Annotated in this window: 13 protein-coding genes and 1 riboswitch; of the genes, 9 read left to right on the top strand and 4 right to left on the bottom strand. The window is 45.5% G+C overall.

Features of this window, described 5'->3' with window-relative positions; translation table 11 throughout:
- The first annotated feature begins 4 nt into the window (after positions 1-4).
- The 8 genes from BUB18_RS00565 (at position 5) to BUB18_RS00530 (ending at position 13,952) form a co-directional block, all read left to right on the top strand.
- Positions 5-1,237, top strand: coding sequence for a FecR family protein (locus tag BUB18_RS00565; protein ID WP_083549174.1), 1,233 nt, complete (start codon positions 5-7; stop codon positions 1,235-1,237).
- Between the two features lie 176 nt (positions 1,238-1,413).
- A complete protein-coding gene (locus tag BUB18_RS00560; protein ID WP_073077008.1) occupies positions 1,414-4,809 on the top strand; it encodes a SusC/RagA family TonB-linked outer membrane protein in 3,396 nt (1,131 codons plus the stop codon).
- Positions 4,810-4,826: 17 nt separating this feature from the next.
- Positions 4,827-6,314: a RagB/SusD family nutrient uptake outer membrane protein gene (locus BUB18_RS00555; protein WP_178372054.1), complete on the top strand. Its 1,488-nt coding sequence runs from the start codon at positions 4,827-4,829 to the stop codon at positions 6,312-6,314.
- Positions 6,315-6,445: 131 nt separating this feature from the next.
- Entirely contained in the window at positions 6,446-9,835 is a 3,390-nt protein-coding gene (locus BUB18_RS00550; RefSeq protein ID WP_073077004.1) for a SusC/RagA family TonB-linked outer membrane protein, read from the top strand.
- A 13-nt stretch (positions 9,836-9,848) separates the two neighbouring features.
- The gene (locus tag BUB18_RS00545) at positions 9,849-11,372 is read left to right on the top strand and encodes a RagB/SusD family nutrient uptake outer membrane protein (protein WP_073077002.1); all 1,524 of its coding nucleotides are present in this window, start codon (positions 9,849-9,851) and stop codon (positions 11,370-11,372) included.
- 12 nt (positions 11,373-11,384) lie between these two features.
- Positions 11,385-12,161 (top strand): sterol desaturase family protein, encoded by a 777-nt coding sequence (locus tag BUB18_RS00540; protein WP_073077001.1) that lies wholly within the window; start codon positions 11,385-11,387, stop codon positions 12,159-12,161.
- A gap of 166 nt (positions 12,162-12,327) precedes the next feature.
- Positions 12,328-12,933 (top strand): hypothetical protein, encoded by a 606-nt coding sequence (locus tag BUB18_RS00535; RefSeq protein ID WP_073076999.1) that lies wholly within the window; start codon positions 12,328-12,330, stop codon positions 12,931-12,933.
- A 53-nt stretch (positions 12,934-12,986) separates the two neighbouring features.
- The gene (locus BUB18_RS00530) at positions 12,987-13,952 is read left to right on the top strand and encodes a DUF2268 domain-containing putative Zn-dependent protease (RefSeq protein WP_178372053.1); all 966 of its coding nucleotides are present in this window, start codon (positions 12,987-12,989) and stop codon (positions 13,950-13,952) included.
- Positions 13,953-14,061: 109 nt separating this feature from the next.
- Here BUB18_RS00530 and BUB18_RS00525 read toward each other — a convergent pair whose 3' ends face one another.
- Together BUB18_RS00525 and BUB18_RS00520 are read right to left on the bottom strand one after the other, a co-directional pair.
- Positions 14,062-15,243, bottom strand: a complete 1,182-nt coding sequence (locus BUB18_RS00525; protein ID WP_073076996.1) for a homoserine dehydrogenase — start codon at positions 15,241-15,243, stop codon at positions 14,062-14,064.
- A 55-nt stretch (positions 15,244-15,298) separates the two neighbouring features.
- The gene (locus BUB18_RS00520; protein ID WP_073076994.1) at positions 15,299-16,477 is read right to left on the bottom strand and encodes a trans-sulfuration enzyme family protein; all 1,179 of its coding nucleotides are present in this window, start codon (positions 16,475-16,477) and stop codon (positions 15,299-15,301) included.
- Positions 16,478-16,653: 176 nt separating this feature from the next.
- Positions 16,654-16,769: riboswitch (SAM riboswitch) on the bottom strand.
- Between the two features lie 132 nt (positions 16,770-16,901).
- On the opposite strand from BUB18_RS00520, the gene BUB18_RS00515 reads away from it, so the two are divergent.
- Positions 16,902-18,182, top strand: coding sequence for a DUF2851 family protein (locus BUB18_RS00515; RefSeq protein WP_073076992.1), 1,281 nt, complete (start codon positions 16,902-16,904; stop codon positions 18,180-18,182).
- Between the two features lie 389 nt (positions 18,183-18,571).
- Here BUB18_RS00515 and BUB18_RS00510 read toward each other — a convergent pair whose 3' ends face one another.
- Both BUB18_RS00510 and BUB18_RS29530 read right to left on the bottom strand, forming a co-directional pair.
- A complete protein-coding gene (locus BUB18_RS00510; protein WP_073076990.1) occupies positions 18,572-19,057 on the bottom strand; it encodes a hypothetical protein in 486 nt (161 codons plus the stop codon).
- 3 nt (positions 19,058-19,060) lie between these two features.
- A complete protein-coding gene (locus BUB18_RS29530) occupies positions 19,061-23,389 on the bottom strand; it encodes a DUF6443 domain-containing protein (RefSeq protein ID WP_073076988.1) in 4,329 nt (1,442 codons plus the stop codon).
- Positions 23,390-24,022: the final 633 nt, after the last annotated feature.

Here is a 24,022-nt window from a genome sequence, read left to right as displayed (position 1 = left end):
TAAGTTGTCAACACCGTTATCCGATCAGCAGGAAATTGAAATCATGGAAAAAATTGCCGGTTTATTGTTGGGCAGAGAACAGGGTACGCTGAGCGAAGCGGATGCGCGGGAGCTGCAGCACTGGCTGGACCAGCAGTCCGAAGATCACCGTGCTTTCTATGATGATATGACCACCTCGCCGGTACTGGAGACATCGCTAAGAACGATGCAGCAGGTGGACGAAGTGGCTGCACTGGATGATGTATGGAATCGTATAGGCGTTAACGTTGATGCGAAAATTGTTCCCGCAAAGCGGGTATGGATGCGATGGGCTGCAGCTGCGGCCATCGCATCTGTAGTTGTTATTTCTTCCGCCATTATAATCCTTCATAAGCAAAAGAAAACCCTGGAAACTCCAATGGCAGCGCGTTACAGCAGTGACGTGTTGCCCGGTGGAGATAAGGCGGTGCTGGAACTGGCTGATGGTAGCCAGATTGTATTGGACAGCGCCTCCAATGGTGTGCTGGCCGTACAGGGTAATGCCAGTGTGTTGAAGAAGGACGACGGAACGATTGCTTACACTGCTGCCGGCAACGCCGCGTCACAGGAAATTACCTATAATAAAATTAGTACTCCCCGAGGCGGACAGTTTAAACTGGTGCTGCCAGACGGTACACAGGTATGGTTAAACGCTGCTTCTTCGCTGCGTTACCCTGCCGTATTTACAGGAAATCAAAGAACTGTAACACTCACCGGCGAGGCTTATTTCGAAGTAGCGCCAGATGCATCCAAACAATTTTATGTAAATGTACCAAGAGGGGAAAAAACACCATTGAACGTGCAGGTATTGGGAACCAGCTTTAATATACAAGCCTACCCGGATGAACCTGCACATAGCGCTACCCTTGAAACGGGTAAAATCCGTGTCATCACTAACGATAATAGTGTGGTACTGGCACCGGGCCAACAGGCACAGGCAGCTGCCAATGGCCAGTTTAAAGTAGTGAATGCCGACCTGGATGAAGTACTGGCGTGGAAAGCAGGAATATTCTACCTGCAGGATGCCTCCATTCAGGAAATCATGCGACAGGTTAGTCGCTGGTATGATGTTGATGTTAAATACGAAGGTAACATCACGCAGCAGTTTATCGGCAAGATACCACGCAATACGAATTTATCAGATGTCTTAACTATACTTGAATCAACAGGATACGTACATTTTGAACTGAAAGGAAAAGACTTGATCGTTCGACCATAATCGCATTATCTAAATCGCTCAACCAGATGAATAAAACAAACATTTTTACCAACTAAGATGCCAGTGCTTCCGCACGGTTATGTGCATGCATTCAAGGATGTATTGCTATTGCTGAAGGGTTTTTACCTATTATTCTATTACTTGAAATTTTGCTTGCCTTGATAAAATTTAAGAAAATGAAGGCGTTGCAAGTCAACGCCTGTTTGGCTTCTCTCAATGGGAAGTTGAGCTGCCGTATGCTCTTACTGGCAGCTTTCGTAGTATTTGCGCAGGGACTGTCCGCGCAAACCGTTAATCTCTCCCTAAAAAACACGCCGATTGAGAAGGCCTGTAAGGAGATAGAAAAACAAACGGGGTATAATTTCGTATACCCGAAAGAGTTAAAGGATAAAAACTACCAGGTAAATGTAGACCTGAAAAATTCGGATGTAAAATCGGCCATAGAAAAAGTATTTGAAGGATCTCCGTTTGAGTACAAGGTGATTAATAAAGTAGTGTCGATAAATACTGCTGCCAGAAGGGAGGCTGCAACAGGGCCGGTGGATACAATCAATATTACCGGCCGTGTGTATGCTGAAAATGCGGTGGGCATGCCCAATGCATCTGTACGCAGTACTTTTACAAAGAAACAGACGCTCACAGATGAAAAGGGTTATTTTACGCTGAAAGGGGTAAAATTAGGGGAAGAAATTATTATATCGTTTGTAGGGTACACTGCTGCAAAAATGCAGCTGATTGATGTGAATAAACGGGAGTATGTATTATTCATGAAACCTTCCGAAAATCAGCTGGACAAGGTAGTGGTAAAGGCCTACGGTACTACCACTCAGCGTTTCAATACCGGCAGTATCACCACGGTATCAGGAAAAGAAATTGAAAATCTGCCGGTATCCAACCCTATGCAGGCGCTCGAAGGCCGCGTGCCCGGACTGATAGTAACTCAAACCAGCGGCTTCGCTTCCGCACCTGTCCGGATGCAAATCAGGGGAAGGAATACCATCAACCCTACCTTTTCTTCCGAGCCACTGGTAATTATTGATGGCATTCCAATGAGTGTATTGGATGTATCAGGAAGAAGCAGCATAGAAGACTACGGCAGGGTTTCTCAACTTTCCCAGGGGCTTGATCAAACCAGCCCCATAGGAATGAGTCCTTTTTTTGGTATTGACCCGAGGAATATTGCTTCCATTGAAGTGTTGAAAGATGCGGATGCCACCGCTATCTATGGCAGCAGAGGGGCGAATGGAGTAATTATTATCTCTACAAAAAAAGGTACTGCAGGTCCAACCCGATTCAATTTGAATTTCTCTGAAGGACTTACTATGGTGAGAAGATACCAAAAGCTGCTCAATACCACTGATTATCTCCAGATGAGAAGGGAGGCCTTTAAAAATGCCGGCATTACACCAACCGCTACGCCCGGACCAGGCTTTGCACCAGATCTGATGATATGGGATAGTACCCGGAACACGGACTGGCAGCGATTCTTATTTGGTGGTGTTGGAAAGCGTACTGCGGTGGGCATTGGTATGAATGGAGGCTCCAGTGGAACCAGTTATAATGTTTCCGCTAATTACACCAGCGAAAAAGGGATACTTAGCCAGCACGGAGGTACACAAAATGGAGGTATTAATCTGTCACTGAACAATACCAGTTTGGGGCAGAAATTGCTGATTGGACTGAACACCAGCCTGGGATTTACCGCCAATGACCAGAATTTTATGCCTTCTTCCATGATATCATTGGCACCTAATGCGCCCGCCATGTTTACAGCAGATGGCCAGTATAATTATGCTGAATGGGCCAGCTACGGACAGGATACAAAAGGAACAGGTATGTCTGATCTCACTTTTGCCCAATTACGCAGAACACAGGAGCAGAAAGGACTGAATCTGCGTACAGGAATGAACCTGACATACAATATCATCAAGGGGCTGACATTCAGAGCAAATGTGGGTTATCAGTTAAACTCGCTGAATGCAGAAAGTAAGTCACCTCCGTTTGAACAGATCTTTGCTGCTCCAACCGAAAGTTATAAGTTCGGGACGATGATACTGGGTAAAACCCAGAATAACAGCCTCATTGTAGAACCGCAAATGAACTATACTTTCCTGCTCGGACAGGGCGAGGTAACAGTAATGGCGGGTGGCACCTACCAGGCTACCAACACCAGGGCTTATACCTTTACAGGCTCTAAGTTTACCAGTGCCGAACTGATGAACAGTATATCCAATGCGCCATTTGTGGAAGCGGTGGAACGTGCGGCAGAGTACAAGTATGCGGGTATATTCGGATCTGTCAATTATAACCTGGCCAGCAAATACATTTTCAATTTAACTGGCAGGAGAGATGGCAGCAGCCGCTTTGGACCAGGTAAGCAGTTTGGAACCTTTTCCTCTGTAGGTGCAGCCTGGATACTGTCAGAGGAAAAATGGATGCAGCCCATATTGCCAAAAATGATAAGCATGGTGAAACTACGTGCCAGCTATGGTACCACCGGCAGCGATCAGGTAGGGGAATATCAATACCTCGCACAATGGGGAGGTACCAGCGAGGGCTCCAAGCTGAATGGCTACAATGGTGGCAATCCACTGTTGCTGCAATGGCAGGCCAACAACCAGTTTCACTGGCCTACCAAAAAATCACTGGATCTTGCCTTAAACACCACTTTCTTTGATGATAAGGTTAGTCTGGATGTGAATTATTATCGCAATACCTGCGACGATCAGCTGCTCTCATATACTACTGCCTATATCACCGGCATGAATAACGTGGTAACTAACCTGCCTGCCAACGTGATGAATAAAGGGGTGGAGCTGAGCTTATCCGGAAACATCATTAACAGGAATGGTTTTACCTGGTACTTATCCGCTAACTCCAGCTTCGTGAAGAACGTGTTGCTGTCCTATCCAAACATAAAGGAATCTTCATACTATACCAGATACGTGGTCGGCGGGTCACTGGATGATATTTATGTATATCATTTCACAGGTATTGATCCTGCTACCGGTATCCCTATGCTGGTAGACTATGATAAGGACGGTGTGATCGAAACCAATAGTAATCTGCCTCCTGGAGCAGCAGATAATAGGATCAGAATGAATACACAACCTAAATTTTATGGAGGTATTCAAACCAGTTTGCGGTACAAATACTTGTCGCTGTCCACCAATCTCTCCTATAAAAGGTACTATGGTAACTCCGCATCTCTGGTGACACAAATTGGTACCATGGCGAACGTAACCTATGACCAGTTTAATGCAAGATGGAAAGGTCCCGGAGATCATTCTGCCGGCCCACGACCTCATATCGTTAGCGAGCAGGAGGTAAACAAGGCCACCACTTCAGATGGTAGCTACATGCTCATAAATTTGCTGCGGGTGCAAAGTGCAACGCTTACTTATAGTGTGCCGGAAACTATTCTGAAAAGAACAAAGATGCGTGGTGTGTATTTCGACATTACCACAGATAACCTCTTTATGCTGACCAACTTTAAAGGCCTGGATCCTGAAGTACCCAATACCCAGCCGGCTATGAGGAAAATAAATTTTGGTGTGAGATGCGACTTTTAATGACTAAAGCAGCTATAATGAACTTTAATATAAAACCAATTTATGCATTGTGTTTAGGCATCTGCCTGTCGGGATGCAAAAAATTAATCGAGATCGATGCGCCTATCAATACGGTAGGTACTGAAATTGTTTTTGCTACAGACCAAAAGGCAAAAGATGCCTTAAATGCTGCTTATGCACTGATGTTCACAGAAGACCGAACTAACATTGGAGCATTAAATGGGGGACTAACTGTAGCCGGCGGCTTACTCAGCGACGAAATGGAACTGACATTCGGTACCCAGCTCGCGGACATGTATCCTTACTATACATCCAAAATGCTAAAAGAAGATGGGTTGTCGGCGCTATATTGGATAAAGCCTTACCGGGTGATATATACAGTTAATTCCGTGTTGGAGGGGCTGGCATCCAGCAGTACTATCAGCGACAGTACCCGCAAAAGGCTGACTGGTGAGGCAAAAATGTTGCGCGCCTTTTCCTACTTCAATCTGGTGAACTGTTTTGGTGATGTGCCGTTGGTAACCATTACGGATGTGAATAAAAATATGAGCCTGGGCAGAAGCCCGGTAGCAAACATTTACCAGCAAATGGAAGCCGATCTTAAAGAGGCGGTAGCATTGCTGCCGGATAACTACAAGGCTACCGGTAATAATAAAGCGCAACCCAATAAGTACGCTGCCGCAGCCCTGCTGGCAAGAGTGTATTTATACCAGGAAAAATGGGCTGATGCCCGTGCTATGGCTGATGTGGTGATTAATAGCGGCAACTACGCTCTTACCACACCGAATAAAACATTTGAAGCCAACAGTAATGAAGCCTTATGGCAGTTACAGGGCGCTACTGTTTACATGGACCAGTTGCCGGAAACCCGTTACGTTACCCCCGCTGCTATACTGGCTTTACAACCAGACATGGAAGAAATGTATACTGATATGTCCATCTGGCCTGATGTTATGCAACTTGTTTTACCACAACTGAAACTAAGTACTGCCATGGTGAATGCTTTTGAACCGGGAGATGAACGGAAGTTGTACTGGACGAACAGAACGCTTACACCCGTGGAAGAGCCATATAATAAAGTGCCTGTTTGGTATGCGTATAAATACATGATTTCGGATGCAGTTACCGGTACTCCTGGAAATTTGAATCTGATGGTATTACGTTTGGCGGAAGTGTACCTGATCCGCGCAGAAGCGCTAGCGCAGGAAGGAAAAGTGGCGGAAGCAGCGGCAGACCTGGATGTTATCAGATCGCGTGCCGGGTTATCCAATACAACAGCTGCTACAAAACAGGATTTGCTGAATGCCATACTTAAGGAGCGCCAGGTAGAACTCTTCGGAGAATGGGCGCATCGCTGGTTTGACCTAAAGCGGACGCATAAAGCTACAGCTGTGTTAAGTGCATTGCCTTATAAGCAGCCATGGTCGGATCACACATTACTTATGCCGGTGCCTATGTCTGAGATTACCTCTAATCCCAAGCTGGCGCCTAATCCGGGTTATTAAAATTTAGTGAGATGTTAGCTGAATAAATCAACCATCCAGCGTTTCCGCAGCAATCCCGCTGCGGAAACCGCTATGAAATTATAATAAATCCTTTATTGCTATCAACCAGATTGAAACCAAAATCTAATCACATGAAACCAATATGTCTGCAACAAGGCACACGCCGTGTATGCGTAAGGGTATGTGGTATAGTGCTGTTGAATTTGCTCCTGTCGTGTTTTACCACCTATGCTCAAATCGTAAATCTTGATCTAAAAAATGTACCGCTTGAAACGGCCTGCAAGGAAATTGAAAAGCAGACCGGGTACAACTTTGTGTATCCCAGTAACTTAAAAAAGAATGAGTGCCAGGTAAGTATCCGTTTGGAAAATGAAGACGTGAAAACTGCTATCAGTAAGGTGTTTGAAGGAACTCCATTCGGGTATAAGGTGGTCAATAAAGTAGTGGCTGTTAATACAGTAAATACCAAATCTAAAACGGTACTAAAAGAAAACCGTGATTCCATTAATATTACCGGAACGGTTATAGGAACGGATGCTACTACAGGTTTGCCTAATGCAACGGTACGTTCCGCATACACCAAAAAAGTAGCACTGACGAATCAAAAGGGGGAGTTTACGCTGAAAGGAGTTATGATTGGGGAGGAGATACAGGTATCTTATGTAGGTTATACCACCCAAAAGCTGAACCTGCTGGATATGTCCCGGCGTAGTTATTATTTTGTGCTGAAACCGGCGGATAATGAATTGGATAAAGTGGTGGTGCAAGCCTATAGTACTACCAATAAGCGGTTAAATACAGGTAGTATTACTTCCATTTCCGGCAAGGAAATAGAAAACCAGCCAGTTTCAAATCCACTGGCCGCCCTGGCCGGACGGGTACCGGGTATGGTGGTATCGCCTACCTCCGGCAATGAGGCAGCTCCCATACGCATAGAAATCAGGGGGAGAAATAACATCAACCAGAATTTTGCATCCGCCCCAATGATCATTATAGATGGTATACCTTCTTCCGTACTTGATTTATATGGAGGTGCTAATGGCGATACAAAGATGGCCTATATATCACAAGGCCTCAACCAGGCGCAAACGGGCATATCCACCAGCCCTTTGTTTGGTATTAATCCACGGGATATTGCTTCCATAGATGTTTTGAAAGATGCAGATGCTACCGCTATCTATGGCAGCAGGGGGGCCAATGGCGTGATCATCATTAACACAAAAAGAGGTACCTCCGGTGTGCCTTCGGTAGATGTTAATGTCTCAGAAGGACTAACCATCGTAACCAGGTATCCCAAACTACTGAATACAACTGACTACCTGCAACTAAGAAGGGAAGCATTCAAAAATGACGGACTTGTACCGTCCGCTAATCCCAGCAGCCCTAATTACGCACCTGATTTGATGGTATGGGATACTACCCGTTATACTGACTGGAATAAGGAGATATTTGGGCATGTTGGTACAAGAACAACAGCAGCGGTGTCGTTAAATGGCGGCGCGGCAGACACACGTTACCGGCTGAGTGCAAACTATGTAAAGCAAAAGGCCATAGATAATTATTCCGGTGGTAACAAATCGGGTAATATTCGCCTGAACCTGAATACAAGCGCATTTAACCAAAAGCTCCATTTTAATACCAACATAAGCATTGGGGTAACCGATGTAGATCAGGTTAATCTGCCTAATGCAAGTTTGCTGGCGCCCAATGCACCGCCTATGCTGAAAGCGGATGGCAGTTTTAACCGGGAAGAATACTATGCGGCATATGGAGCAAATATCACAAAAGCTTACCCCTTTGAAGACCTCAATGTGCATGCTTCCAACAAAGGGTTTAACGTGAATGCCGGTTTCCAGGTAAGTTACCAGCTGGCTAAGGGGTTGTTACTAAGTGCCAATGCAGGTCTGCAAAAGAATACCTCAAACAGCCGGGGTATCACTCCTCCGGCTGAAAACCTTGGCTATGTGAATATTACTAATTCTTTAGGGATTTCGTCATGGGGGCAAACTAATAACCAGGTTTTAAATGTGGAACCCCTGTTAAATTATGATCGGGTGGTTGGCCAGGGTACCCTGAGTGTGGTGGCAGGAGGAACATTCAATACTGTAAAAACAGCCTCGAATGTTCTAAAAGGTCTTAACTACAAAGATGCGGACCTGATGAGTTCTATCACAAACGCCCCAACGGTGACTGGAGATGATCGTTCCGCTGAATATAAGTATATAGGGGCATTTGCCAGAATTAACTACATCTATGCCAATCGCTATTCCATAAATCTGAGTGCCAGAAGAGATGGAAGCAGTCGATTCGGTCCTGATCACCGGTATGGGAATTTCGGAGCTGTGGGAGCAGCATGGATTTTTTCGGATGAACCATGGCTGGCCAAAGCATTGCCGAAGGCAGTTACGATGCTGAAGCTCCGGAGTAGCTATGGTATTACCGGCAGTGATGCAATTGGTGAATATCAGTATTTGTCGCAATGGGGGGCTACCTCTAATGGCAGCAAGTCCTACGGCTATCAGGATGTACCTCAGCTAATGGCGCAATGGCAGGCAAATTCACAGTTCCACTGGCCCGCTAAGAAATCACTTGACATCGCTTTTGAATCTGCATTTTTTGATTCCAGGGCCAGTCTGAATATTAACTGGTACAGGAATACCTGTGGCGACCAATTGCTGATATATGCTACAGGCGCTTATACTGGATTTACATCGGTGGTGACTAACCTGCCGGCAAATGTAATGAACCGGGGTACAGAGATTGCATTATCACTGACTCCCGTACGTCGGAAGGATTTATCCTGGAATATCAGCTTTAATACCAGCTTTACCAGGAATGTTTTACTGTCCTACCCGGATATTGAAAACTCAAATTATAAGTCGTCTTATTTAGTGGGTGGCTCCCTCGATGATACCTACCTGCTGCATTTCCTTGGTGTTGATCCTGCAACAGGTCTTCCGAAATATGAGGATTTTAATAAAGATGGGAAAACAACAGTCACTTACAGTGCAGGTACGCCAGGGGCTGATGACAGGCGGATTGTGCGTTCCACATTACCTAAGTTTTATGGAGGTTTTAATACCAGTTTTCAGTTGAAAGGCTGGAGTATTGGTGGCAATTTTGATTTCAAAAGATTTTATGCCCGCTCTGCAGAAGGAGTATCCAGGATCGGTAATATGGCCAATACCTCTTATGATCTGTTTAATGACCGGTGGAAGGGAGTAGGAGATGTTTCCAAAGGAGCGAGGCCGACCACCAGAATATCTGACGAGATTTCTTATTACGTAGATTCTGACGCTGGAATGAAACTGATTAATATGCTGAAAATGCAATCCATTTACCTCAGCTATAACCTGAAGGATGAGATATGTAGAAGCATGCACGTACAACATCTCAGTTTTGATATCAGCGGTAATAACCTTTTTAAGATCACCAATTACAAAGGGCTTGATCCCGAATACGCCAACTACTACAGCCCACTTACACGTACAGTTGTTTTTGGTATCAAATGCACTCTTTAAACCACTAATTACTATGCTTAATATCAACCTCCATATAACTAAGCGCGCTTTGGAGCTGTTGTCAGCTACTGTGCTGATAGCCCTGGGATCCTGCTCATTGATAGACGTCGCACCTCCTGCCAATACCGTGAATGCGGAGATCGTATTTAACAGCGACACAAAAATTAAATCGGCTGTTTCCGGTATTTATACACCCATGATCAATGAGAATGATGTTACCCTGACTTGCGGTGCAATGGCCTGCCTTGGTGCCATCCTTGGTGATGAGGCTTCACCCATGGGAGGAGCATTGTTGATGCAGGATGACCTCAGTTATTATACCGGAAATATTTTGTCGGATAATGCCAATAACATTGCGCTATGGAACCAGCCATTCCATATCATCTATAATGCCAATGGGGTAGTAGAAGGATTGAAAAATGCCGGTGATGCAGGAAAAGTCACTGATTCTATTAAAAGGATCGCGGAAGGACAGGCAAAGTTTGCCAGGGCATTTGTGTATTTCTACCTGGTCAATGTTTTTGGTGATGTACCATTGATGACCACCACGGACATTAATGTCAATATGGCTGCAAAGCGGGCACCGGTGGAAAAAGTATATGATCAGATCATCGCCGACCTGAAAGATGCGCAACTCCTGTTATCCGAAGGATATGGTTTTTCCGGAGGCAGAAAATTACTGCCCAACAAATATGCCGCTGCCGCCCTCCTGGCAAGGGCCTACCTCTTCCGCGAACGTTGGCAGGAGGCTGCGGAACAGGCAGGAGTGGTTATTAACAGCCATGCCTATACGCTAACAGCTCCGGATGTTACGTTCAGCGCTAATAACACCGAGTCTTTATGGGAACTGGAACGAAATGCAGCCATTACGCCCAGGTATCAGAATGAGGCAGGAGCGTTGGCTCCCCCTGCCAGATTCTCAAAAATGCCGGAGATGGAATTGGCCATGACGGATTCTGCTACTTTCGAATTGTACCAGACTATGGGAATGTTGTTACCCAAATATGCCATGCGGGAAGAAACCTTTCAAAGCTTTGAAGCGGGTGACCTGCGGGTAAAATACTGGACTGACAGGGTACTAACGCCTGCCACGGCTCCTTATTTTGGTGTACCGATCAGGTACATTGCAAAATATAATGGGATTGACATCAACGACACGGAAGCGCCGGGTGATATGAGCAATATGGTGCTCCGTTTATCAGAAGCTTACCTGATACGTGCCGAAGCGAAAGCCCATTTAGGTGCCAGTGCCGAAGCCCTGTCGGACATTAATGTGGTTCGTAAGAGAGCCGGATTGCCTGATCTGGCCGATGTTTCCGGGGAGCAACTGCTGGCTGCTATTGCCAGGGAAAACAGGATTGAGTTTGTAGGGGAGTGGGGACACCGCTGGCTGGACCTCAAGCGTACCGGTAAAGCGGCAACAGTGTTGAGTGCTATTCCTGATAAACAACCCTGGAGTGCCCATACTTTACTAATGCCCATTCCACGGGCTGAACTCATGAGAAGCCCTAATATCTTACAAAACCCAGGCTATTAATAACTCAGACGCATGAACGATTTTTTTAAACACGTATTTACAGAAACAGCGTTTAACCTGCTGCGTTACTTCGTTATCGCCGGCATAATGTTCTACCTGTTCTATAAACTGCTGACCCATAAAGTCACCAAAAACAAAATCCAGCCCACCAAATTTGCTCAAAAAAAGGATTTTTTCAGGGAGATATTACATTCTTCCATGAGCACTTTCATCCTGGCGGGGATGGCCATCCTGGCGTTTACCCCCTGGGTAAAACCGCATACTTTTATCTATACTAACCTGAACGACTACCCGATATGGTGGATACCGGTTAGTGTGGGACTGGCGCTCGTGATTCATGATACCTACTTCTACTGGATGCACCGCACGCTGCACCATCCGAAGCTCTTTAACCTGACGCACCTGCTGCATCATAAGTCCACCAATCCCTCCCCATGGACGGCTTACTCCTTTCATGCCCTGGAGGCCGTGGCAGAAGGAGGGGTAGTGCTGGTGCTGGTATTTGTAATGCCGATGCATCCGTTGTCGCTGGCGCTGTTTAACATAGCGGCCTTGATTATCAATGTTTACGGTCATTTGGGATATGAAATTATGCCTAAGGGTTTCAGGAAATCATTTTTATTTGAGATACTGAATTCTTCTACTTACCATAACCTCCATCATGCAAAGTTTAAAGGGAACTACAGCCTGTATTTTCGTATATGGGACCGCGTGATGGGAACTGAGCATCCGGATTATGTGAAAATCTATGATGCTATCCAGGAGCGGCGCTTTGGCAAAACCTCCTAAGCGATTGCTTCCTGTATGCCTTTGTTTCGGGGTTTAATCCGTCGCCTCCGGCGAGGGATTAAACCCCGATTAGCTGCCGGCCCATAGGCCCGGCAGCTAATCGGGGTACTTGTGGATTTTCCTCCGAATTTTATTACTATTGTGTATAACATAAGCCTATACACCTATGCCCTCCATTTTTGGCAAGCGAATAGCCTTGATAAAGCATGTCCACGTTGCCGATACGGTATGCCCGGAGTGCCGTGCCAGTCAGCTGCAGGTACGGGTAATGCGGGATTACCATCATTTCCTGAGTGTTCCCCTCTATCCCACAGGTAAAAAAATGGTGACGATTTACTGTACCGCCTGCGACAGCGGGCAGCGCGTACCCGCCCTTCGGGAAAAATTCCTGCAAACGGGAACGCCTATACTATTGTATGCCGGAGCTCTGCCGTTTTTCTGGATGGCGCTCTACGCTTACCTGTCCGACAAAGCCACCAGCAACCGCATACAACATTACGCCACCAACCCCAGGGAGGGCGATGTGTATAAAATGAAGGCGTTTTCCAATGGCACCCCCATGTATTTTTTCCTGCGCCTGTTGAAACTGGATGAGGAAGGAAAGGCTCATTTTTACCTGGCACCGGCCATTTACCGGCAGCATATACGAAAAATTGATAAAAAGGACGAGCGTAATTATAGTACCATTCCAAACTGGACCTACCTGCGTACGGATCTCCCGGAGAAAGTATCCAATGGTATTGTAATGGATATCCGGAGAAATGGTTTATAAAGGAGATATTAATTATTATCTTTATCATGGCCAAGTAGATGACCACCTCCCTTATGAGAAAGATTTTGTTTGTTATTGTTCTGCTTTTAGCCGGGAATGCCAGCGTAACAGCCCAGCTTAAATACAACGTGGTAACCAGTGATATCCCCCTGTTCTGGCAGATGTATGATCATTTGCAACAAATCACGGATAGTGCTGCAAGGGTAAAACTGGTTGAAACGGAATATCTGTCAAAAGGATCTCCCGGTTTACATCAGTTTGCGACTATGCGGGAAATGACTGCCGCCGGTTTCGTAAAAAGCTTCAGGAAGTATCCCCTGTTCTGGCAGCATATCCGCGAAAAAACGCTGGCAGTGCAGCAGCAACTGCCAGAAGTATATGCCATTCTGGATCGCTACGAAAAGATTTATCCTTCCTGGCACCGCCCCGATGTCTACTTCACCATCGGTTACCTGGGAACAGGCGGCACTACCACCCAAAAAGAATTACTCATCGGAACTGAAATTGCAGCGGCCGACAGTACCATCAACAGCGAAGGCATGCAGCCAATGCTACGCAACTATTTCCGCAATAACAGAGGTATAGCACACCTGGTGGCACATGAAATTACGCATACTCAGCAAAAAGGGGTCGATAAGGAAGGTGGCTGGCATACCAACCTGCTGGGATATTGCCTTGCAGAAGGTATCTGTGACTTTGTAGCAGAGCTGCTGCTGGAGAAAGAATTGGAAACGCCGTATATCCATTACGGTAAGTTACATGAGGCGGCCGTTTGGCAGCAGTTTCAGCAGGAGATGGCCGGCAATGATGTTTCTAACTGGTTGTATAACAACGGGAAAAAAGGAGAACAGGCCGACCTGGGCTATTTCGTGGGGTATGCCATCAGTAAGAGTTACTATCTCCATACAAAAAATAAAACCAAAGCCCTGCAAGCCCTGATAGGCATTGATGTAGAGGATATCCATTCCCTGAATAAGATATTGAAACAATCCCGTTATCACGGCGACTTCTTCAAATAAATACGGCGCAGAAAGCTGCGCCGTCGAGATGGTTGGTTCCGCTTTGCGGAAATGCATTGCGGTTGGTTTTTGATCTTGTTTTCTATATCTAACTTAACAATAGTTACTGTTATTCCAGCACCAGCAGATTCACATCTTTATTTTTCAGCCAGGCAGCATCTTTCAGTTTCTGCAGGTTGATGGTACCTACTACATAACGCCAGGTGGATGACTCATATTTTTCTTCAATGCTGAAGAACTCGGTCAGGTCTACCTGGTCAGGCGTTTTGTAGCGGAGGTATACTTTCAGCTTCACGTCGTTGGTGAAAGCCGGCTGGTTGTTTTGTTTGATTTTCTTGTATTCGTAGCGGTAGTTGTACAGCAGTGCGGAGATGTCGGACAGTACAGCACTGCCGGTAGCGGTACCGCCGGCACCTTTACCTACAAAGAATTGTTTATCGGTGAAAGCACTTTCCAGCAGGATACCGTTGTATTCGTTGTATACATCGTAGAGCAGGTTGTGTTCTTTCACGAGGTGAGGCAGTACAAACGCAAATACGTTTCCGTTGTTGCGGCGGCAGTGCCCAATGAGTTTAATCGTAGAATTACGTTGTTTCGCGAACTGGATATCGAAATCATTCAGGTGATGAATACCGAAGTTGAACACTTCTTCCGGTTTAACGAAGGTACCGAAGGCGTGCAGCAGCAGGATAACGATTTTGAATTTAGGATCGTATCCTTCGATATCGAGGGTAGGATCAGTTTCGGCGAAACCAAGTTCCTGCGCCTGTTGCAGGGCAGTTTCGAAGCTCAGGTTTTCTTCGAATATTTTTGTGAGAATATAGTTGGTAGAGCCGTTGCAGATACCTTCCACTGCGTTGAGCAGGTCGTTGTCGTAGTATTCTTCCAGGTTACGGATGATAGGAATACTGGCGCAGCTGGATGCTTCGTAGAGGAAAGGTACTTTATTTTCTGCCTGCAGCTGATAGAGGGAAGCGAGGTTTTCAGCAATCATGCGTTTGCTGGCGCTCACTACTGCCTTACCGTTGCGGAGGGCAGTGCTTACAATTTCAAAAGCTGCTTCAGTTTCATTGATGAGTTCCACAACCACGTCAATGGTAGGATCTTCGAGAATTTCATTTTTATCAGTAGTGAAATAGCTGCTGTCGATTGGTCTTGACTTGTTAGGATCTTTAATACAGATTTTTTTAATTCTTGCATTAATACCTTTCGTTCTGTTCAAAACTTCGTACAACCCTTGTCCTACACAGCCAAATCCGAAAATACCTAAATTGATGATCTTGTTTTCCATATCTAATTATAACTTATTGCGGTCATCAATCAGCTTTTCAGCTATTTGCGCCACATTATTGTAAAACAGTAATTTGTTTGCCGGCCGGAGAGTTTAACCTGTCCAGTGCCTGTTTGAGGTCGTTGATCAGATCCTCTGCATCTTCAATGCCCAGTGACAGGCGGATACAGGAGTCCTGCAGACCCGTTTTTTTCCGGAAATCTTCCGGGATGTTGCGATGCGTCATAGTGGCCGGGTGGGCCAGCATACTTTTAACGCCACCAAAGCTTTCCGCGAGTTTAAACAGCTTGGTAGCGTTTACGATGCGGATGGCATTTTTGATGTTATCGCTTTTCAATGAGAAGCTGACAAGGCCGCCATAATTTTTTTGCTGTTTGCGAGCGATGTGGTGATTTTTATGGGTGGCCAACCCGGGATAATACACTTTATCGATCGCAGGATGTGTGCTGAGCCACTGTGCTACGGCCAATGCGTTAGCGCATTGTTTTTCCAGGCGCAGGGCCAGCGTTTCAATACCGCGGATGGTGAGCCAGGCTTCGAACGGACTGAGGATACTACCGGAAATATTCTGGTTGTATCGGATCTGATCGGCCAGTGGTTTGGAATTTACAACTACCAGTCCTGCAATTACATCGCAGTGGCCTGCGAGGTATTTGGATGCGCTGTGGATCACAATATCAGCACCGAGTGTAATAGGTTGCTGCAGCAACGGGGTACTGAAAGTGTTGTCCACTACTAGCAGGATATCGTGCTGTTTGGCGATTTTGCTGACAGACTTAATATCCGAAATGCGCAAAGTAGGATTGGTAGGCGATTCAAGCCATATCACCTTCGTTTTTGGGGTGATAGCTGCCAGCACCTTGTCGGTATTGCTGGTATCAACGAAGTTGACCTTGATACCAAAGCGTTCGAACATGTGATTGAAAATCTGGAAAATACCTCCGTAGGTATCTTCCACTGCCATGATCTCATCGCCGGTTTTCAGCAATTTGAGAACAGCATCAATGGCGGACATACCGCTGGCAAACGCGAAACCTGCGTAGCCCTCTTCCAGGTTACAGATCAGGTCTTCCAGTACCTTCCTGGTCGGATTGTTGGCCCTGGAAAATTCGAAGCCTTTGTTTATGCCCGGTGATTCCTGCACAAAGGTGGACGTTTGATAGATGGGCACGGAAATGGCGCCTGTCAGTTCGTCTACCGGAATGCTGTGAATCAGTTGTGTTGCTGTTTTCATTGTCAGAACTGTTTTAATGATGTCAGAATATGGAAATACATTCTGCAACTTTATCACTAAAATCTAACTTAAACAACCACAAATCCATGAAGGGAGGGAGAGGAGCAAAAAAAAAGCTCTTCCTTTTGTTGGAAGAGCCTTTCAAATATATTATCAGGTGAAGATTAATCTCTGCCAACTTATCTTTCCCCGGTACACCGGGGCAGGAATTAGCACCTTTTTCCTGACTTGCAATTCAGGAAAGGTTGCTAAGGCATCGTAGGGCCAGACCCTCCGCCTTTCTGGATAAGTGATGTGTAAGAACTGGGTGCAAAGGTAATGGGAGTTGCACCAATTTTCCAAATCCCTTTGCTAAATTTTTTTTCCGCCCCTGATTTTTTATCGGCATAACTGACCTAATTTTAGAGAAACCAACCATATCTGTATGCCTGTTAACCCTTTGCTCCGAGAGGAGTTGCTCCAGTTTATCTGGCAGTATCGGCTGTATAATCAGCGCGACCTGCAAGCTACCAACGGTGAAAAAATTTTAGTCCTGCATCCCGGTTCCCGCAACCTGCATGACGGTCCTGATTTTACGGCGGCCAGCATCCGCATCGGCAATACCCGCTGGATCGGCAATGTGGAGCTGCATTTGCGCAGTACCGACTGGTTCCGGCACCGGCATCAGTATGATGACAGGTATGCTAACATCATCCTGCACGTGGTGTTTTATCATGACGATGACCGGCTGGAGGTGCCCTGCCTGGAATTGCAGCAGTATGTGCCTAAAATGCTGCTCCAACATTATCAAACCCTCAAAAATGCCGTGGGCTTTGTGCCCTGTGAGCAGCAGGCGGCGGCCGTGCCCCGGCTCTGGTGGCAGTCGTGGATGGAGCGGCTGCTGGCTGACCGCTGGGAGCATAAAATGCTGCAATGGCAGGCCTGGCTGCTCAATACCGGCAATAACTGGGAGGAGCTGCTGTACCGTATTATGGCCGAAGGTTTTGGCCTCCCGCTGAATGCCGCGCCCCTGCTGGACGTGGCAAGATCCCTGCCTTACCGCGTGCTGCTCCGTTACCGCCACCAGCCGCTGCTGGCGGAGGCGCTGCTGTTTGGCCAGGCCGGCCTGCTGCAGGTTGATTTTATAGATCCTTACATGGTGTCCCTTCAGAAGGAGTTCCGCTGGCTGCAACGCAAGCACCGGCTGGTACCCATGGCGGCTACGCGCTGGGAGTGGCTCCGGGTGCGGCCTGCCGGGTTTCCAACCATGCGCATAGCGGCATTTGCAGCCCTCTGGCACCAGCAGCCCCGTTTATTAGCCCACGTGCTGGAAGCAACCACCGTGGATCAGCTGCGGAAGCTGATTACCGCTGCTCCCACATCTTACTGGCAAACCCATTATAAACCAGATAAGCGTGTAACCAAAACGGTTAGTATGGGTATAAAAGGGATAAATGGCCTCCTGATCAATGTGGTATTGCCTTTCCTTTATTTTTACGGGAAGATGAAATCGTCCCTTTTCCAGCAGCAAAAGGCACTGGACATCCTGCTTCGGCTCCCCGCGGAAGATAATGTAGTGATCCGTAACTGGAAGCAACATGGGATCGTGGCGGAGAATGCGCTGGAATCGCAGGCACTATTGCAGTTGAAGAAGTGGCATTGTGACCAGAAAGGGTGTTTGGGATGTGCTATCGGGACTAAGTTGCTGAAGGGGAGTGTGGGGTAGGGGAAGAAACCGGCTAATAGCCGGTTTCTTTCGCGTTAACGCAGTTCTTCGATCACCGCACCGGGTTGCTTAGGGCTGTAACCTGCAAAGTCGGAAAATGGCTACTGATGCACCTGGCGCTACAACGGCTCCCTGAGCAACGAGGGTGTCTGCCTTTCCCGGAGAGCGGTTCCATACAGTTATCTGGAATCCTTATAATTTACCTGGTAGGTTAGGGAGATGGGATGTCCACCTAAAATATTATTCCGATAGCTACTTTCACCGTTAGAACTGGATGTATCTGATGCAACCCTCATACAATTTACTAACTAAGTTTAAGTTGGCATAAAAAACGGACTGATTGACCAGGTGATTCATAGAACAAAGGAAATGTAATAAACCAACAAGTTTTAATTGTCTAATTGGAAATCTATATTTTCCCTTCTGAATCGAATGCGGTACTTTCTATCTGCTATAACCCGGTTTAACATGTCATAAAGATCTCCCAAGCTTTTCATATAGACATTTGATACGGTTATTTTTTTGTCGATATTGCCATATCTAAATTTTAATTCCTTTTGGTCACCATCTTCAGCATATGGATTTATATAGGTTGATTTGAAGGAATCAAGGTGCATTTGAGACAGGTAATTACAAATACTATCACGTTGAACTGCTGACAAAATCCTGCTTAATAAGACTGTATCTTTTTTATCCTCCAGACCATCCAGAAAGCAGAGCAGAAGACTATCATTTGTTATTCGATAGTGGGTTGAGTAAGCCATAGAGCTATTAAAATCCCAAATATCAATCGTGTAACTGGATTTACAATGCGACTGGCTGGCTTGTTTACAAGCCCCAATCGATACTAAAAGAAAAACTAATAACTTTTTCATTCTTTATGGCAATTTTCTCATTTTAAGGTGATGCTCTTTCCTTAACAAGTTTTCTTCCTGTCGGGCCCTAACTTCTTCTTTCTTGAGCTCAGAATGGCTTCCATTTTTGTCTGGGTCAGTCTTTCCTGATTTGCCAGTCAAACGTTCTCCTTTCATCATGTGTTTTGCATGAAACAACTCATGGCCCAAACCGATAAAGGATGGCCGCTGCGTACTTCCACTCACGTCTTCCCCTCCTTCTGTACTTTCTACGTTATAACTTACTATCGCATGAGATCCGCTTCCATTAGTGCCGTCATCTTTGATATCAGGATTTCCGGAACCGTTTGGATCTGTACCATTGTTTTCTCCTTCCACAATCGCAACTGTTTTTTCTGAACCGATCAGTTCCTTAACTAATGCTGATCCAACAGGTTTGGAACTGGATATTGCGACAACTGAATTAGATCCGGGTTTACCTGTCATTATTGCAAGATGAGCATCCGGACTACTTAAAGTGACAACTTTTCCGCTTGGTAATAAAGCAAGTTTCTCATCCGTTAACTTTTGTAGGTTCTCAAAAGACTTTTTGGTAAACTGTTCATTTCCTTTTATGATGATATCATAAGGGCCCATTCCATCAGGATCAATAAATCTTATTGGATTATCGAAAGCATAATTGTATGGGGAGTGTCTACGCATTTTATCTGCTAACGGATCGATTACACTCCATCTTCCTATCTGCACATCATACATCCTCGCTCCATAGTCATACAACTCAAGTCCTGAACCATCTTCGAACTCTTTCGACTGTAGTTCTTTGCCATTATATTTCATATGGTTCTCCGGATAGCTGCTCCCCATCAACGCATTCCCACTTATCCCCGCCATCGTAAGCCCAAAAGGATAATAATGCGTTTCCTCCAGCACCGGTCCTCCATTATGCGTCACTATCAGGTTATCAAAGTAGACATCCTGTGTGGTTTCATTGCTGGTATAAATATACAGAAATCCACTTTTATCCATTACTACATCTCCGGTTGCCAGTGTTTGCAGCTCATCAGGAGTTGCGGCCACCTGTTTAAGGCCACTGCTTTGATCAACCAGTTTAAACTGATCATCAAACAGCACATAGTTTAAATAGGCCTTCGGTTTATCTGCCAGTTCCTGGTTCGGGTTCTTATCAGCCAGTCTGCGCAGATCATTCCCTGTGAGATTGCTGGCAGGAGTGCGATTAGCAGCTACACTACCATGGCCTCCGGTGCCGGAACTTTCACCAAACGCATTTAGCAGCGAGCTGAGTATTTCTTCTTTGGATGCATTTTTTTTCTGACCAACAGTTGATTTGTAAAAGGCTTTTGTGCCTATTTTAACAGTATCTCCAGCCATTACACGCAGCACTAATGAAGCGCCTACTTTTTTGTCGGTGCCACCATTCAACTTAGATGCAAATTTATTGGAGAAAGTAGTTTCATCTGCCGGGTAACCTACAGGGAGGTCTGCACGGGTGGTTGAAACATTGCTGAATAATGCCTCTTCCGTGGAAGCCTTAGCGGTTTCCATAGTTGCCGCATAGATAGTTTGATCATTGTGCTCCGTTAATACCGTGCGGACATTTCCCAGGTGATCTTTCAGAAAGTAGTCATAGATGTATAATGGTGCTACTCCTTCCTTGTTGACCGCACGAAGTCTGCCTTCTTCATGACTAATCATTTCCATCTCATTATTGCGATATACAAGGTCGGCGATATAATCTGTTTCTGTGACTTTTATTGGAGAAACTGTTTTATCTGTAACGATTTTCTTCAATTTAATACCGCGCGCATCATATAGATATTTAATTTCTCCTTTGTTGCCAACAGATATTAGTTCAGGCAGATTAAGAAGGTTATATCCGATATGGGTAATACCTTTATTTTCATCGCTGGTAAGGTTGCCGTTTACATCATACCCATAATCAATGCCATTGGACGGGGAATTCTTGAAGTCTCCAAGTGCTGCTGGAGTTCCGCCATCGTCATACACTGACTTCAGTTTATTGCTGTTGTCGAAGTAGCTATACTGTAAATTGTCTACTACTGCGTTGCTTCCACCTGCAATGCCTTCCTGCTTCATGGCCATGATATTGCCATTGGCATCATAACTGAGGCCTGATACTGAAAAGTTTATTAGATTTTTTTCCCAACTATCGGAAGGGCCATTGTTCTGCTGGTTAAAATCAGCAGTAAGCAATCTGTCAGCCTTATCGTAGGTATAGCCATAAGCTCTGGCAACAGGATCATTATAAGCGCGCCATTGCTGTCCGGCTATGTTACCATTAAATAGCTTTTGACCAAAGCCGTTGTCGTAGGCGAGAATTTGTCCGAAATACATCCGCTCACCGCTGCCATTCATTACGTAGGATCTATTCATCCCGGTGAGCCAGCCACGTAGATTATAATCATAATTTACGGACGTTATGGCAACTCCATCACTACCAATGCCCAGGTCTTTTTTCTGAAGCTGGCCATTTGCGTCATAAGTATTAGATAATATAACACGCTCCAGGCTGACATCATTATTATAACGCTTTGTAACAGTCAGTAACCTGCCCGCAGCATCATATGTATTTCTGGAGATAACATCGATGTTTGACTGCTTTTTACTCGCCGGATTGGTATGCAGTTCATGGGTGATCAGTATCTTTCCCGTAAAGTCATACATGGTATGGATGGTATTCCGGCCTGCGTTGTAGTTATCTTTGGCCACTTCCAGTACACGGCCCTTGTCGTCATAATAGCTGGTGGTGGTAAGCCATTGGTCCGTACCAAGCACGCGAATGCGGCTACCAGTGACTAAACCAAGTGTATTTAAAGTTCTTACGGGGTCCACAGGACCAACAGCATTTGCATCTTTATAAGGAATAAAATCAAAACCTACCGGTGCTATTACTCCTGGATAGTTGTAATCATCATAGAAGGTAAATGTAAGAGGAGTAAGTTCCGTATTACTTAAATCCGGCAGGGGATTGGTTACCTGCAGGTTTACCAGACCTGCATCCAGGTTTGGGTTAATACGGAATTCTATTTCACCTGTATTGGAGTTATAGCCATCTATCAGTTCTATGCTATTTCTCGCTTCATACAAGGATTTCTGCTGATCACTGGCCATTACCAGGTTGTCCACACCAGCGAAAGTATACTGTTGCGCCCCTGTTGTATTGGTTACCAGGTTCATTGCATTTTGCAACGAAATACGGTCTGATGGCACGGACGGATGATATATTGCAGTTTCCACAGGTCGGTTCAGTCCATCATAAAATGTAACCAACCAGTCGCCCTTTAAGCGCATGTTTGCATCCCTGGTAAATACGAGCCGGTCCCTGGTATCATATACCATTTCAACAACCCCGGCACCCGGTATTTTTTTCTCCGTCATTCTGCCGCGGCCATCATAATTATATTGAAAGCAGAGTTCATCTATAACCTTGGCGATATTCCAGTTGCCGGTAATTCTTTCAACCGCAAGGGGTGGGATTACTGTTCTTAATAGCTCCAGGTCGTCATATACATAATAGGTACTCAACCAGCCAGCATAAGCATTTGGATGATAGGCTGTTTGTTCTGTCTTTTTTAGGATGAGGTGATTACTTTTATCTTTGAAGCTAATGGTCTGGGCATTGTCTTCATTGATTAATACTTCCTTGTAGAGCGTTCCTGCCTGATAATATCCTGATGCAACGGAATTCCCGTTGTTGTCAATTGTCCATACCACCACCTGATCATTTGCATCATTAGAAAGAGATTGCTGCTGTACAGGATGGCCATCTGTTCTTTTTGCCCAGCTGTTGCCGGCAGCCCAGCTTTGTAATGGCCGGTTTAATGGAGAACTTTCATATTCCGTTTCACTGTAATAAATTGTGTTTAGTTGTGCGGCCGGATAAGCCTGGTAAAATTGTTGTTGCTCCGCGAAAGGATTCAATTTCAGGTTACCGTCGCCGGTATTAGATGTATAGGGGAGATATTTGAGCACTTCCCGGCCAAATTGATCGTACAGGAAAGGTGTTACCAGATCGCCACCCATTGGGCCAATACCCTTCACCACTGCTTGTAATGGGCGGCCAAGGCCATCCACATAAGCTGTTTGCTCTTTTACCTGGCTCACCGATTTCGTGCGGCTACTTATATCCGCGGCATTGGAAATTGGAATGGCTGGTTCCCAGTAACGAACAAAGTTAATAGCTGGGTTTGTGTATGCCGCCGGAACAGATTCTGGATTTGCTTGCACAGGAGGAGCCACCTCTGGTTTGTTTTCCTGGGCGCTTATGCCTGAATATATTAATACATTGGTAAGGAGGAGGAAAATTTTTTTCACAATAGAAAAAGCTAGGTCAATAATGTATGTTTCCAAATCAGACTGCGAAGACGATCACGAAAATTGCCATCATAGTCTGATATACGCACTAGTTCGTGGTTTCAGTGCTGTACTTATACTGTATCAATTTCAGGATGTTATTCTCCTGGTCCCTTATTGATTGCAGGCGACCATATGGATCATAGGAATACCGTTGGACCCTGCCATTCTGGTTGGTTTCTGCAGTAACGCCTATGAGCGGTTCGTGAGGGAAGATTTTGGGTAAACTTGTAAGGGACTGCGAATGGGTTCTGGAATAAATCATCAGCATTGCCCCAAGTAGGCAAAACACACTAAAACGCTTCATAAATTGGACTATAGGTATAGATTTTGGATGAAGGACTCACTTCATCCAGTAAAAAAATGTTTTAAACTTATGGCTTCCTTAAATAGGCTGCAAATATATAATAAGAAATGCAGGAAAGTGATTTCTTGCCTAAAATGTTATCACAGCCTGTATTGACATAGATAATCGCGTGGCCAGGGATTATAGGAAAATGGACTATATAGCTGATATTCAGATTGCCTAAACCGCTAGTATGATATTAAACAGATCGATGCTGCATGCGTTGGAACCGCTGGGATTTTTGCGGT

Origin of the sequence: Chitinophaga jiangningensis (assembly GCF_900142605.1) — a bacterium.
Taxonomy (GTDB): domain Bacteria; phylum Bacteroidota; class Bacteroidia; order Chitinophagales; family Chitinophagaceae; genus Chitinophaga; species Chitinophaga jiangningensis.
The sequence above is the reverse complement of the archived record's forward strand: the minus strand, read 5'-3'. Positions and strand labels throughout refer to the sequence as shown.